The organism is Enterococcus sp. AZ020 (assembly GCF_050499205.1).
Classification (GTDB): domain Bacteria; phylum Bacillota; class Bacilli; order Lactobacillales; family Enterococcaceae; genus Enterococcus_L; species Enterococcus_L dunnyi.
This window is the reverse complement of record NZ_JBIPAT010000001.1, coordinates 2252943-2268021: the sequence shown is the minus strand read 5'-3', so window position 1 is coordinate 2268021 and position 15079 is coordinate 2252943. Positions and strand designations below refer to the sequence as shown.

Sequence of the window (15079 nt, the reverse complement as noted above, 5' to 3'; positions counted from 1 at the left end):
TCTTTTTTGAAATCTTGCTCATTCACAGGAGCTACTAATTTTATACTTCAATCGATTGGGTACTACTATTTTTTCTGAAGAACGAATGTATTCCACGATCGATTCAACGATTTCTTTTGCTCCCTCATCAACAACCGGACAGTCTTGGTACGTCGAAAAACCACCGCCTCCGCTTGCTCGATAATCACTCAATGAAATCGTAAACTCCTCCTGATCTTTAACAGGGGTTCCCTGATACGTTAAAGCAGCTAAGCGCTCTCCCGCTTTTTGACAAAGGTCGATTTCATATTCTACTCCAATAAAAAAATCATAGTGGTAATGTTCAATTTTGGGATATAGATATCTTGGAGAAATATTGATGTTATTTTGTTCATCTAAAGCAAAGTAATCGGCATTTTTCTCTATCACCTGCTTTAATTGTGCACCTGTGATCTTTAATGTGATTAGATGATTCGTGTAAGGATACGTAGCAATAACATCTCTCATCGTCACTTCTTGGTGAAATCCTGGTGATGTATTTGCTAAAGAAACAACCGTGATCTGTGCTTGACTAGCTTGAAGTTGAACAGCACCGATCAGCTCAACAACAGGACTGCCGTGAAGTGCTATCGCTAGTTTTTCATCTGCTAAAGCTTCTTTATCCAGTGACCCGATCGATTCATCCAGCCATTGTTGAACTTTTTGTTCCACAGGCCGTAACAGTTCAAAAATCTCTGCTTGCGGCTGTTCACTTGGTTTCCCGACAATCGATGCTATTTGTAAAACACCCTCTTTTTTTTCAACAGTGATCGCTGCATAATTCAATGCATTAGCAGAAGGCTGAACAATATAGGTTCCATGTAAAAACTGGCCTTCGATCAACAGATGCTGATGTCCAGTCAATAAAAGATCAAAATCGAGCTGTTCACAGATTTTATAGCCGATGTTCTCAGTCGTTATAGACAATTGTTTCCCTGACTTTACATCACGCTCAAAGCCGCCATGGTAGACGCAAATCGTCAAATCGAGTGCTTGTTCTTTCATTTCAGCTAATGCATTTTTGGCCGCTTCAAAAGGATCAGTGATCGAAATATCCTCGATATTCTCTTCTTTTTCCCAGATATTGATATAATCCGTAACCACACCTACGATGCCAATTTTCATGCCGTTTGCTAATGTTTTAACTGTCCACGGGTATTTTTTACTTTGTGTTTTTCGGTCAAGTATATTTTCGCAGATACAAGCGGCATTCAATTGTTCTAAATAGTGATATAAATAATCTGTCCCAAAGTTGACGTCATGGTTTCCTAACGTCACAAAATCATACCCTGCCTGATTTAAAACAGTTGCTTGCGGAAATCCTTCTTCGGGATGTGCTTGACAATAGGACGCTAGTGCTGATCCTTGCAGCATATCTCCGCCATCAATGATCAAGGCATTTTCATCCTTTTGAAAGTCAGGAATACATTTTAATAACCCCATCGGGCGATCTTCTGTATCCGCGTAATTTGTAGGAAACAAATAACCATGGACGTCAGATGTATAATAAATCTTCATTTGTTGTTTCACATACCTTCTCCTTTCTAGTAGCTTTTGGTTCTTTCGATTATTGACTGATAAATGAAAGATACTCGTCGAAAACATTGTAAATATAATTTGTTTCTAAACGATACTTTGGAAATATTGCTGTATTAGCTGTGATGCGATAGTCCTGTTGTTCCGGATCAATTTGTCCTTCATGATCGTCTATACCGCAAATGTCTTCATGCTGCAAATATTCTTTCAGCTCTTCTTTTGAGATATGATAAGTAGATAGTGTATACGGTGGTTTAAAGCTCTGTAAAAATCCGCCAATTGTTTCATCCTGAAGTTTAATAGAATAAAAGGTATTCGGTACCTTTTTTCTTAAATAGCGATCTAATTCATCTAGATTTAATTTTTGCTGCAGCCAGAGCTGATAGGCTTTTTCATCGTATACTTGGTACTCTGCTAGCGGATATTCTCTAGTAGCGATCAGCTGTGCCTGTTTGTTGATAATTTGACGATGTTGAACAGAGAATGACAATTCTCCAACATAATTGCCACGATAGCCTGGCTGAACAAACGCTGTATCATTCGTGATCCCTGCGTTTGTTCGATGCTGATGCCCGCATATCAGGCCGTCGATCCCATTGACCTCATCAATGATACGATATGTCTGATCCTCACCAGTATCATACTGTGTCGATGCACCAGTCATCATATCACGTTCGATTCCGCCATGATAGCTAACGACGAGCACATCAACTTTTTCTCGTACGATCGGCACCCATTTGTTTAACGTTTCGATGACATCGAGGAATTTTACTTCCTTTATTCGATCATAGTCTGAAATTTGAGGCATAGCGCTTGTTATCACACCGATCACACCAATTTTTAACTGGCCGCGTTCCAAAATTGTATATGGATCAAAAATCAAATGGTCGTCTAAATCCAGTGCATTTGCACACACATACTTTCCTTTAAAAGCTGCTGCCTGACGGATCAAAAAGTCAAGTCCATAATCAAAATCATGATTTCCCGGCACCATTACATCAAAGCCAACTTTATTAGCCAACTCGATCAATGGAGAAATCATTTTTGTAGTATTAAAAAAGGTCGTTTGCGGACTCCCTACTAAAAAATCCCCATTATCGATCAAAATGGGGGCGTCAAAATTTTCAGCAATTGCTGAAAGAGAGCAAATTCCGCTCTCACTTTCAGCCTCTGTCAGAAAACCGTGGATGTCTGTCGTACCTAAAATTGTTAATTCAGTCATTTTCTATCCTCACGAATCATTGTAATTTTTTGCGTAAATAACCAGTCACTGCATCGATCAGAAAGACTGTAATAATGATACCGAACAAAATGATCCCAACTTTATCCCACGCTCTTGATTGAATCGCAAAAATCATTGGCGCACCGATCCCTCCTGCACCAACCAGTCCAAGGGTCGCAGCACTACGTACAGCTATTTCAAAATGATTCAACGCTAATGATAGAAACGTCGGAATCAATTGCGGCAAGCGTGCATAAAACATGGTTTGCCAGAAATTGGCGCCAACCGCTGTCATCGATTCTACAGGCGCTTCATCCATCGATTCGATTTCTTCTGTATACAATTTACCCAACATCCCAATTTGGTGCACACCGATCGCTAAAACACCCGCAAAAGGACCTGGTCCCACCATTTTCACGAAAATGATCGCATAAACCAGTTCTGGAAATGCTCGAAGAACATTACAGATAAACTTCCCGATTTTAGAAATGATCGTATTCGATTTCCATAGGTTATGTGCACTGATAAATGTCAATGGTAAAGCTAAAATCGTAGCGATCACCGTTCCTAAAAAGGCGATCCCGATCGTCAAAAGCATCAAGCTCACTAAATCTTCACCGCTGCCATCATACACATATGCCCAATCTGGCTGAAACAATCCCGTTAAAACTGATTTCACCATATCAAATGACATGTTTCCTGCTTCTGAATAGTCAATGCCTGCCGCAGAATAAAGAATGATCGCCAAAACAATCAGGATCGGCATATAGCGTTTTACTTTTCTATTTATGCTCATTACACCAACCTCTTTCTGATGATTTCACTAATCCAGTCGATCGTGATCACAACGACTAAAATAGATAAAATAATGATCGACACACGGTCATAACGCATCAAACTTAATGAAGAATTCAAAATCACACCAATTCCCCCAGCACCAACATAACCAAGGATCGTTGACGCACGAATATTCACTTCAAAAGCATACAATGAATAGCTGGCGATCTGGTGTGTGATCTGCGGTGCAATCGACCAAAAAGCAACCTGCGTTTTAGTTGCACCAACTGATTCAGCCGCTTCGATCGGACCATGATCGATCGTCTCGATCGCCTCATAGACTAATTGGGAAACCATCCCAAAAGTAAAGACTGCTATCGTCAGCACACCTGTAAACTCTCCGATCCCAAACATTGCAACAAATAGCGCCGCCAGTAAAAGATTGGGGATCGTCCGAACAATACTCATCAAAAAACGGATAATCGTTGTAAAAAAGAAATTTCTAGTAACAACTGTTGTCGCTAGAAAAGCAAACGGAACAGCAAAAATCACACCGATCGTCGTTCCTACAACAGACATTTTGATCGTTTTCAGCATAGGTTCAACAAGCTTTGGAAGATAGCTCCAGTCTGGACGAAGAAAACGCTGTAGGAAAAGCCCCATTTGATCCAGATTATTGAAGACATCAGCCATTTGAGCCCCTGTGACACGAGCACTAGAATACACACAAATCAAAACTAAAGCTAAAATAAATAAGTGCTTATATAAATTTCGATGGATCGTATCTTTCAGCTTCATTCTTGTACACCTTCAGTTTGTTTCAAAATATCTGCCCCATAAATGCTCGTGAGTACTTCATCTGTTGCCTCAGCAGCTGTTCCATCAAACACGACCTCACCATCCCGCAATCCAATGATCCGGCTTGAAAATTCACGCGCCAAATCAACTGAGTGAAGATTGATCACAACTGTATGATTCAATTCCTGATTGATTTTCTTCAAATCTTTCATGATTTTTTTGGTAGTGATCGGATCAAGAGATGCCACAGGCTCATCGGCTAAAATGATCGATGCTTGCTGTACCAATGTCCGAGCGATCGACACTCGCTGTTGTTGTCCACCACTAAGCTCATCACTTCTTGAATGTAACTTATCGGCTAAGCCAACACGTCCTAAAGCATCTTCTACCAGCGCATAATCATCTGCTGAAAAGATCCCGAAAATACTCTTGAATGTCGAATAATAACCTAAACGTCCAGAAATAACGTTTTTTTGTACAGAACTTTTCTTAACTAAGTTAAAATGCTGAAAGATCATGCCAATATTTCTTCTTATTTTTCGTAGATTTCGCTTATTGGCCTTTGTGATCGATGTTCCATCGATCAGGATATTTCCTTCTGTGATTTCATTCAAACGATTGATCGAACGCAGTAATGTACTCTTTCCAGCTCCACTTAAGCCAATAACAGAAACAAACTCGCCATCTTTGATCGTTAAATTGATATTTTTCAATCCTTTAACACCGTTGCTATAGGTTTTTGTAACATTTTCAAACTGAATCATGATTTCTCCTTTTGATATAAAAAATAGAAAAGAGCGTCGTCCAAAAGTACATACAAACTTTTGTGCACGCTCCAAACTCAAAAAATAGCAAGAAAAAGCAGAAGCCGCGGTCCTATCATACAATAAATGATAACAGAGCGCCTGACTTCTATAGCTTTTATCTCATCCACTTGATCTTTACTCTTTCATGTACACTCAATTTACTCCGCTGCTTTTTCCGTATATTCTTCAACGGTATCATAGTTTTTGTCATCTGCTTCTACATAGCCTTTATGTCCCCACATTGCCATCGCTTCAGAGCCTTCTTCGTCTTCTGATATTGCCAAGAACGTTTCTTTGACTTTTGCCTGAAGATCTTTATCCATGTTTGGCTGAACAGCGATCGCATCATTCGGAATATCCCCTTCAGTTAAGTAAAGGACTTTCAACTCTTTGAATAGATCATCTTTTTCAAATTTTGAAGCAAATACATTACGAGCTCCTTCAAACACAAAACAAGCATCCTGCTGGCCGTTCAAAACAGCTGTGATTTCACTTGGGATATCATTGACTGTTGTCAAAGTAACGTCTTTCGTTGGATCGATCCCAGCTTCTTTCATCTCAACAACAGGGTAAATATAGCCGCTTGCTGAGTTTGGACTCAAGGTAGCGATTTTTTTACCTTTCAAATCTTTCAATGAATCAATACCACTATCCGCTCTAACTAAAATTTCTCCCTTGAACGTACCGGATAATTTGCCATCTTCCAGCTTACCTGTTTCACGGTTATACGCACCTAATTCAGAAGATAAAATCGCTGTTGCTGCTTTTTGATTACGCGCCTGAACATATGCTGACGGCGGCATGATCCCGATATCGACTTTACCTGAAGCCATCGCTTCAACGATCGTAGAGTAGTCAGTCGCTAACGTAACATTGACATCTCGACCTAATTTGTCTGATAAATATTTTGCGAAAGGTTTCGCTTTAGCCTCCATTGAGCCATCGTTATTTGTCGGTACAAATTGTAGTTCTAATGGTTTAGTATTATCAGCAGCCTTTTTATCGCCCGATGAACCGCATCCTGTAAGTAAACCGATACTTAAACCAATCACTGATAATAACCCTAACAATTTCGTTTTCTTTTTCACTCTTTCCATCCTTTCGCATCTTGGCATAGCTAAAACGAATGTTTTTTCTATTTTAGCTATATTCATTCTAGTTTAATGGTGTAAACTTCTGATAATAACGACGTAAAGATTGTGTAAATTTTCAATTTTCACTTCGTAATCATCACTAAATCGTCATGGACTGCAGCAAATCTTCTTTTCAGTAATTTTCACTGTTTCTCTCATAATATGATCGTCCAAAACTAAATTTAGTATAGCATAAATCCGATAATATTCTAGCCTTCTTTTTCAATTTTTGTTTTTTTACTTCTCATCTTTTTTTCTGAAAAACACGAACATTCTCCAAAATTAAAAGGCAATAAAGAAAAAAAGGACAATATCAGAGTTGCTCTGATATTGTCCAGTACTTTTATCTTTATCAATAAAAACTTACTTGAAATAGATCAATTTCCAAATAAGAGAAACTTTAAGTTGATTGCATCTTTGATTGGAAAGATAGCCGCTTCCTTTTTTTGTTTTTACCATGAGTTTTCGCTTCTTACTTTTCTGGGTACATTTCATCAGCCAATTTTTCGATCCCATCTAAAGATTGATAGCCATAACCAAACATATAGTTATAATCGACAGTATAAACTTGTTTATTTTTGATTGCCTGCATGCTTGAAAGCTTAGGATTATTCATGATCCCTTCAAGCATTTTCTCACCGGAGATCCCGCCTTTAGTCGAGCTCCAGTCAGCTAAAATCAGAACTTCCGGGTCTGTTTCGATCAATTTTTCAACACTTACTTCTCCCTTTTCATCCTTAAAAACATTCTCTAGTTTGACCATTGTAAAAATATCATTGAAAAAGGTCTCATTATGAGCAGGATAGATATAAAGTTCGTTCGGATCAGTGGTATGGATATAAGCAAATGTACGTTTTTCTTTTATCCTTTTCAGCTTCGTTTCAAGCGCTGATTGACGTTCTTTCAGTTCACGTTTAAATGACTCTGCTTTATCTTTAACATGAAAGACTTTTCCTAAATTGTCGATATCATCATAAATAGAATCAAATGTCCCTCCTGTTACTGAGGAATGTAAAACAAATGTTTTGATCCCCATTTCATTGAGGCTATCAACTGTGCCAACGCCCCAGTCTTGATTATCAAATAGACCTCCGCGACCATAGATAAGATCTGGATCTACGCTCAACGCCATTTCTTTACCGATATAATCCTCTGATAGCTGATTCAGCTGATCAAAATCTTTTTCGACCGTGGTGTCTGGTGCTCCAAAAACTGCTCCAACTCCAGCGATTTTGTCTTTCAACCCTAAATGCAATAATAATTCTGCTGCCGGTCGTGTATTGGCTAAAACTTTTTCTGGTGCTTTCTCAAATGTTTGCTCCTTTGATTGCCAGCTTTCTGCGCCTTCCGCTCGGGTAAAATTCTTGATAGTTACTGGATAATCCGTGCTTGTTTCTTTATCACTAGCTGATTGTTCTTTCGTTGCACAGCCTGTAAAAATCGCTAAACTCAATAGAGTGATCATCATTATTTTTTTCATTTTTACGCTTCCTCATTTGCTATATATTTTAATTCTACACATTAGTCCAGCGAATAATTGAATCCCAAACGCTTTGTGATTGGATTTGTGTAGATCGTACATTTTACTTCATAGATTTCTTCGATCAATGCTGCTGTAAATAATTCTTCTGGTTTCCCTTCCGCAATGATTTTGCCTGCCTTCATCGCATAGATATAGTCACAGTAATGAGCTGCCAACTCTAGGTCATGAAGCGCAGCCAAAACGCCGATCCCTAAGTTTTTCACACACGTTAAGATCTCCAACTGATAACGGATGTCCAAATGATTGGTCGGCTCATCTAAAATCATATATTTCGGTTGCTGCGCAATCGTACGAGCTAAAATCACTCGTTGCTTTTCTCCACCGGATAATGATAGAAAGCTACGATCGACATAGTTCGTCAAATTGGTTTTTGCTAACGCATCATTCACGATCTCAGTATCTTCTTGTGTATCTGATTCAAGTAATTTTTTATGCGGCGTTCGACCTAAGAGAACCATCTGAAAAACGGTTAAATCAAAATTTAATTCATTAAACTGATTGACCACACCTAACCGCTGCGCTACTTTCTTTTCAGAAGCTGCTAAAAGATCTAGATCGTCTAGAAAAACTGTGCCTGCTTGAGGTTTGATCCCTTTATAAATTCCTTTCAGCATCGTTGATTTCCCACAACCGTTTGCTCCAATGATGCCGACAAATTGGTCTTTTTGAGTTTGCAAAGAAACACTCTTAACAATTTGCTCTTGCCCAATCGTAATAGCCAGATCTTTCACATTTAATTCCATAGCTTAGCCTCCGAAATTGTATCCTTTTTTAACGATAATATAGATGAACAATGGCGCGCCGATGACCGAAGTAATGATCCCAATGGGAAGCTCTACGGTAGCGATCAGCGTTCTAGAAAGGACATCCGCCCAGATCATAAAAAGAGAACCTGTCAATGCTGACACAGGCAATAAACGCTTATGATCAGAACCTGTCAAACCACGTACGATATGCGGAATGATCAATCCAACAAAGCCGATCATACCTGAGTTGGCAACGATCACACCTGTTAATAAGGCTGCAAGCATCAAATATAGCTTACGATATCTACTTAATGGAACCCCCAATGTGATTGCCGCTTCATCTCCTAATAGCATCACATTCAAAATACGATACTGAAATAAAAAAAAGAGAGTGATCAAAACGACAGTCACTGAAAGGACGCTCAACTTATTCCAACTTGCAGAAGCCAGACTTCCCATCGCCCAAAACGTGACCGTTTTCATTCCTTCTGCATTATTGGCCAGGTATACAATAAAACTTGAGATAGAGCTGCAAAGCGCACCGATGACAGAACCCGATAAAACCAATTTTACAGAAGTCATCCGCCCGCCGATACCAGATAAGATCAAGACACCAAAGGCTGCTGCCATTGCACCGACAAACGCTCCAAAAGCTAAGCCAAATTGTGAAAATACACTGGCAGTACCAAAACCGATCAAAATCGCAAAGGTTGCTCCAAGAGAGGCACCAGATGAAATCCCTAGAATATAAGGGTCAGCTAAAGGATTTTGCACCACTGCCTGCATCACAGTCCCTGTTACAGCTAACCCCATTCCCACAAAGACAGCCAAGATCACACGGGGGGTTCGCACAAACCAGATGATGTTGACCGCAGAATTGCTTGAAACGCCATCTAATGAACCAACTCTTCCACCCGATAGCTTTGATAATAAGATTTGAATAATGTCATCCACTGAAATATCCGCCTGACCGTTGAGCAAAGAATAAATGATCGAAATGAAAATAGCTATGATCAAGCCGAGCAAAATGAGCGGATAATACCGCTGTGTTTTCACTTTTAGATTGTCTTCTGTTGCTTTGATTGCCTGCAAAAAAATGCGCCTCCTAAATAACTGAACATAGCTCTATTATTCTTTATTTTCTGATAATTTTTCTGATAAAGGAAATGCCCACTGATCAACTGTTTTTCTCTTGGCTCTTGGTAACTTGACTGCTTCATCGATCATACTTATATCTAATAAACCAATGATCTGACGATCTGATCCAACACCAACCTCTTGTTTAAAGACATCATCAAAAATGATCGGTACTGTGCGCCAAGTAACACCAATGTTTCGAGACCATGCGGCTAACTGGAAATTTTGGATAAATGCAGAAACAGCACCAACGGCTTCAAAATTTGCTTTTTTCTTTTCATGAATCGGTGCTGTTACAATCAATGTTACAGGAACACTAAGGTAATAATCTTCCGTTCTTTTCTTTGACGCTGCTAAGTGTTCTTGGTCATACCTTGCCCAAATGTTCATCCGCTCATAGCTATCCATGATTTTTTCCACGAATAAACTGCGCTCTTCTGGTGACATGACCATAATGACTGCCCAAGGTTCCTCTTTAGAATGAAATGGTGCATAACTTGCCACTTCCAATAACGCTTTAATATCTTCAATAGAAACAGGCTGCTTCGATATCGTTCGAATCGTTCGCCGCTCTTTGATCACCTGTTCGATAGACGCACTAAACATTTTTTTCCTCCATTCTTTTCTACTTAAACAAACATTCACAATCAAATGCGAATGAAAATCATTCTCAATTAGAAATTAAGAGTACCATTCAACTTCTATTTTTGCAAGTTTCATTCAGATAAAAAAAACGAAGAAAAACCAAATCAGCTTTTCTTCGTTTTTAATTATGATGTTTCATTTACTTAAGGCCAAAAGTAGCTTCCAAGGTTTCTTTCACATTAGGTCCAACAAACACGATGAATTTACCAGGTTCTTCCTCAAACAGCATTTCCTTCGTGTAGAATTTCAAGTCCGCTCTAGTTAAATGAAACGTTACTTTTTTCTCTTCGTCGGCACGTAAATCAACTTTTTGAAAAGCTTTTAGTTCCTTGATCGGGCGAACAACTGAGCCAGTCACATCTTGAATATATAGCTGCACCGTTTCCTGTGCTGACCGATCAGAACGATTTTTTACTGTTACTGAAATAGTCAATGACTCATTCATATACTCACTGTTAAGTGTCAACTCAGAATACTCGACTTTACTATAAGATAAACCAAATCCAAAGGAGAATAGCGGTTCATTAGGGCTATCTAAATATTTTGAAACAAAACGCCCTTTATGTGTTGGGCTTGTCAACGGTCTACCTGTTTTGAATTCACTATAATAAAGAGGTAGCTGACCGACAGAATAAGGAAAACTCATGCTTAAACGGCCAGAAGGATTGGTTTGACCAAAAACGATATCTGCTAAAGCATTTCCGCCTTCTGTTCCTGGGAACCACGCTTGAAGAATCGCATCGACTTGCTTAATTTCTTTTGTCAGCACAAGCGGTCTACCGCTAATAACGATCAAAACTGTTTTCTTTTTCAACTCGACCATTTTTTGCAAAAAGACCTGCTGGATTTTAGGCAAAGTGATATCTGTACGGCTTCCTGCTTCACCGCTTTGCATCGTATGTTCACCTAAAGCAAAAACGATCGTATCCGCCTGTTGCGCCAATGCTAATGCCGTTTCTAGTTCAGTTGCTTTCATTTGTTCATCAAGCCCCAATTGTTCGATTTGGTCTTTTGTTGCCCCAAATTCTCCTAAAAAGGCATAGTCTTCCAACATATCACAGCCTTGAGTATAAAGAAGATGCTCCGGATCAAGATAGTTTTCAAAGCCTTTTTTGATTGTCACTACATCTTCTCTTTGACCATGGACCGCCCACAGTCCGATCAATTCTTGATTATCACCGTATGGACCAACCAGCAACACTTTTTCTTTATTGGGCGCAAGCGGCAACACTTGATTTCTATTTTGCAGTAGAACAACCGATTCAGCAGAGACCTTTTTCGCTAAGCGACGTTTTTCTTCCGTCAGAAAAGCTTGTTCTTCTAATGCTTGGCTTGCACCTCTGTAAGGATCTTCAAACAACCCTAAATCATTTTTCAACTTCAATACACGATAAACAGATCGATCGACCAGTTCAGTACTGATTTCTCCATTTTCGATCAACGGTTCTAACTCTTTTGCATAACAAGGGGTTTTCATATCGATATCAGTTGTGGCTTCGATCGCTAATTTTGCAGCTTCACGATCATCGGCTGCCACACCATGAGCAATCAATTCTTGAATCGCAGCATAATCGGAAATGATCACTCCATCAAAGCCCCATTCTTTACGTAAAATCTCTTTCAATAAGAACTGATTGCCAGTAACAGGCATTCCGTCATAGGTATTAAACGATGTCATCACTAATTGACAACCAGCATCGACCGCTGCCTTATACGCTGGCAGATATTCTTGACGCAGCCTTCGTTCAGACATATCTACTGTATTATACTCACGACCGCCTTCTGCTGCACCATAGGCTGCAAAATGCTTCACACAAGAAGCGATCCCACCACCGTTTAAAAGATCTTTTTGCAGTCCAGTGACCATCGCTTTAGCAAAAGCTGCATTCAGCACAGGATCCTCTCCCGTTGATTCCAATGTTCTGCCCCAACGAGCATCGCGGACTAAATCGACCATTGGTGCAAATGTGACATGCGCGCCTGCTGCTTTAGCTTCTTCTGCCGTTTGCTGATACGCTGACTCGATCAGATCTGGATTCCACGTTGCTCCTAAGCCTAAAGGGATCGGAAAAATTGTTCGGTAGCCATAAATGATATCGGCCATAAACAACAGTGGAATTTTGTGCCTGCTTTTTGCCATATGACGATCTTGGATCTCTTTTGTTTTTTCTGCTCCTGTCACATTTAGCACTGAACCAACCTGATCAACGATGCGTTGATCGATACCTAATTTTTTTTGCGGGCCAACAGCTAACTGATCTGCGTGGAAAAAGTCACCTGATAATTGAACCAACTGTCCGATTTTTTCTTCCCAAGTCAAAGAGTTCAATAATTCTTTTAGTGCTTGCTCTTTCATTTCTACACCTCTTCACTTTGCTCTTGCAAATAAGTTTTGTTGTCTAAGCGTTTGAACCACGGATACCAAAGCAACGGTGATAAGACTAACTGGATCACCAGTTGTAAAATAATAACTGAAATGCTGCCTTGAACCGCCGCATGAAAACCAATCGGCAACCCAAAGATCGCCTGAACACCGACAAACCTTGAAACTAGACCGATTTTGGTTAAGACGTACGCTAAAATCAACGCAATACTATTATTAAAGATAAACGGTACTGCTAAATCAAAGTTCAAAACCAATGGTGAACCAAAAATCACTGGTTCAGTGATCCCAAATAAAGCAGGCACGATCGAAATTTTTCCGACTTCACGATACTGTTTACTTTTCGCTCTAAGCATCAATAAAACTAACCCCAGTGCCATTCCCCCAAACGTAATGATATTGAAAAAGGCTAATCCAACAATATTTGGTGGTGTTTGTCCAGCCGTTACAGCATTCATATTTTCCACATCCATCGCCATCCATAAAGGCGTTACTAAAGGCAATATCACATTGGTTCCATGAATACCAAAAAACCATAATATTTGTTGCAATAAACTTAAAATGATCATAGCGCCAATTGAACCACCGATTCCTTTTAGCGGCTCTTGGATGATCGTATATACAAATTGATGCATATTTTCAAAAGGTGTTAAGCTAAACCCAAAATCAACCAGAATAAATAAAACACCGATCAACACGGTTGGGATCAAGGATTCAAATAGCCGCGTGACCATTGGCGGAACCCCTTTCGGCATTTTGATCGTCCAGCCTTTACGTTTGATTGTCAGAAACAATCGGCCAACGACTAAACCGACGATCATCGCAGAAAAAACGCCTTGTGCACTTAACCATGTCGTTGGTAATGCGGCAACTTCATCAGCAGTTTTATCTAATGGTGTGATCAATAAGAAACTCATCAACGAAATAATACCAGCAGCGACATAGTCCTCTTTTTCATCCAGTTTTCGAACTAAGTTGATCGCCATCAAAACAGAAATATATAAGGCCAATGAACCAATGGTAAATGTATTGACTTTTCCTAATAAATCAATGACTTGTGTAAATCCTTGTAAGGTTTTGGACATATTCATAAACACGACAAGTAATACAGCGATCGATCCGATAAAAACAGGTCCCAAAGTCGACATCATTGCACCAGAAATAGCTTGGAGGTACGGATTGTTCCCCATTCTATCAAAAAATGGACTAACTTTATCAAAAAAATCCACTAACTTCTTCTTCATGTTGCTTGCTCCTCTCAAAATACAGTAAGCGCTTTACTTACACTTAGTATACTGACAATCATCCTTTAATTCTTTGCCCAATTCGTCATAAAATCGGAAAAATAATGACTTTTTCTAAGAGAAATATTTTTTCCGATATTGCTGAGGTGAAAGGTTGTAATTCTTTTTAAACACATTGTAAAAGGACTTCACAGAGAAAAAGCCATTTGCCATAGCAATCGCCATTACAGTCATATCAGTATCTCTCAATTGATAATAAGCTTTTTCTAAACGGACAGTATTAACATATTCAGAAAAGGAAATTCCCATATATTTTTTGAAAAAGCGTGAGAAGTAAGCTGGATCATAATTAAATACCTCAGCTACGTGTTCTAACTTCAATGATTGATAGTAATTCTCCTGTACATAATCATTGATTTGTTTTAGTCGATCTAGATGCTTCAAGCTTTTTATGGACTGCTGAGAAGCTAAAGGAATGCGATAGTTTTTGACTAGTAAAGCAAGTAACGCTAATGTTTGACTTTTGACCAAGAGGTTGACTGCAAGCTCCTGAGTTTGATACTCATGAAAAATCTGATCCAATAGCAACTGTATGCGTGAATCTTGTCCTTTAGACGGATTCAAATTAAATAAAAACTGCTCATTGTATTGGTTTTGTGTCATCTCTTGTAAAAAATGCAATGGAAACTGCATGACAAAAACCTCGTTAGGCAGTGGACTTCTTGAAGAATGAATGATATTTGAGTTGATGAATAATGTATCACCTGGTTCTAAAAGATAAGTCACCTGAGGAAAACGAACTTCTAAATTTCCTTTCAAGCAATATAAAAGTTCAGCACTTTCGTGCCAATGCGTGCTGATCAGTCGATCTGGATTTCTTGAAGTAAATGAGAATAGCTTAAAGGGATAATGTTCATTTGGAGAAATCATCTCATGTTTCATTCCGATACCTCTTTCTTTTATACAATAGTAAGCAAATTATAAGCTATTTTCACTCTTAACAAAATAAAGTGGCTCTTCATCCTTTTTTACTAAAACAAAAATCATAAAAGACATAATAAAAAGGACAGACCAACAAACGTATTGTCAGT

Annotated in this window: 13 protein-coding genes; all 13 read right to left on the bottom strand. The window is 39.1% G+C overall.

Annotated elements, in window-relative coordinates:
• Nucleotides 1–18: 18 nt before the first annotated feature.
• Nucleotides 19–1548 (bottom strand): bifunctional metallophosphatase/5'-nucleotidase, encoded by a 1530-nt coding sequence (locus IGI58_RS10840; RefSeq protein ID WP_429953392.1) that lies wholly within the window; start codon nucleotides 1546–1548, stop codon nucleotides 19–21.
• A gap of 37 nt (nucleotides 1549–1585) precedes the next feature.
• Entirely contained in the window at nucleotides 1586–2776 is a 1191-nt protein-coding gene (locus IGI58_RS10835) for a bifunctional metallophosphatase/5'-nucleotidase (RefSeq protein WP_429953393.1), read from the bottom strand.
• A 16-nt stretch (nucleotides 2777–2792) separates the two neighbouring features.
• Complete coding sequence (gene phnE, locus IGI58_RS10830) at nucleotides 2793–3572, bottom strand: phosphonate ABC transporter, permease protein PhnE (RefSeq protein WP_088271106.1); 780 nt, start codon at nucleotides 3570–3572, stop codon at nucleotides 2793–2795.
• Entirely contained in the window at nucleotides 3572–4351 is a 780-nt protein-coding gene (phnE, locus tag IGI58_RS10825) for a phosphonate ABC transporter, permease protein PhnE (RefSeq protein WP_087642130.1), read from the bottom strand. The genes phnE (IGI58_RS10830) and phnE (IGI58_RS10825) overlap by 1 nt, the downstream gene beginning before the upstream one ends.
• Complete coding sequence (gene phnC / locus IGI58_RS10820) at nucleotides 4348–5115, bottom strand: phosphonate ABC transporter ATP-binding protein (RefSeq protein ID WP_429953394.1); 768 nt, start codon at nucleotides 5113–5115, stop codon at nucleotides 4348–4350. The genes phnE (IGI58_RS10825) and phnC overlap by 4 nt, the downstream gene beginning before the upstream one ends.
• Before the next feature lie 200 nt (nucleotides 5116–5315).
• Nucleotides 5316–6245, bottom strand: a complete 930-nt coding sequence (locus IGI58_RS10815; RefSeq protein ID WP_429953395.1) for a phosphate/phosphite/phosphonate ABC transporter substrate-binding protein — start codon at nucleotides 6243–6245, stop codon at nucleotides 5316–5318.
• Between the two features lie 517 nt (nucleotides 6246–6762).
• Nucleotides 6763–7770, bottom strand: coding sequence for an ABC transporter substrate-binding protein (locus IGI58_RS10810; protein WP_429953396.1), 1008 nt, complete (start codon nucleotides 7768–7770; stop codon nucleotides 6763–6765).
• Between the two features lie 41 nt (nucleotides 7771–7811).
• Nucleotides 7812–8576, bottom strand: coding sequence for an ABC transporter ATP-binding protein (locus IGI58_RS10805; protein ID WP_429953397.1), 765 nt, complete (start codon nucleotides 8574–8576; stop codon nucleotides 7812–7814).
• Between the two features lie 3 nt (nucleotides 8577–8579).
• On the bottom strand, nucleotides 8580–9671 hold the full coding sequence (locus tag IGI58_RS10800) for a FecCD family ABC transporter permease (RefSeq protein WP_429953398.1): 1092 nt from the start codon (nucleotides 9669–9671) through the stop codon (nucleotides 8580–8582).
• 36 nt (nucleotides 9672–9707) lie between these two features.
• Entirely contained in the window at nucleotides 9708–10322 is a 615-nt protein-coding gene (locus IGI58_RS10795; RefSeq protein ID WP_429953399.1) for a nitroreductase family protein, read from the bottom strand.
• Between the two features lie 178 nt (nucleotides 10323–10500).
• Nucleotides 10501–12717, bottom strand: coding sequence for a beta-glucosidase BglX (gene bglX, locus IGI58_RS10790; RefSeq protein WP_429953400.1), 2217 nt, complete (start codon nucleotides 12715–12717; stop codon nucleotides 10501–10503).
• 2 nt (nucleotides 12718–12719) lie between these two features.
• Nucleotides 12720–13988, bottom strand: coding sequence for a PTS sugar transporter subunit IIC (locus tag IGI58_RS10785; RefSeq protein ID WP_429953401.1), 1269 nt, complete (start codon nucleotides 13986–13988; stop codon nucleotides 12720–12722).
• Between the two features lie 114 nt (nucleotides 13989–14102).
• Entirely contained in the window at nucleotides 14103–14930 is an 828-nt protein-coding gene (locus IGI58_RS10780) for an AraC family transcriptional regulator (protein ID WP_429953403.1), read from the bottom strand.
• Nucleotides 14931–15079 lie beyond the last annotated feature (149 nt).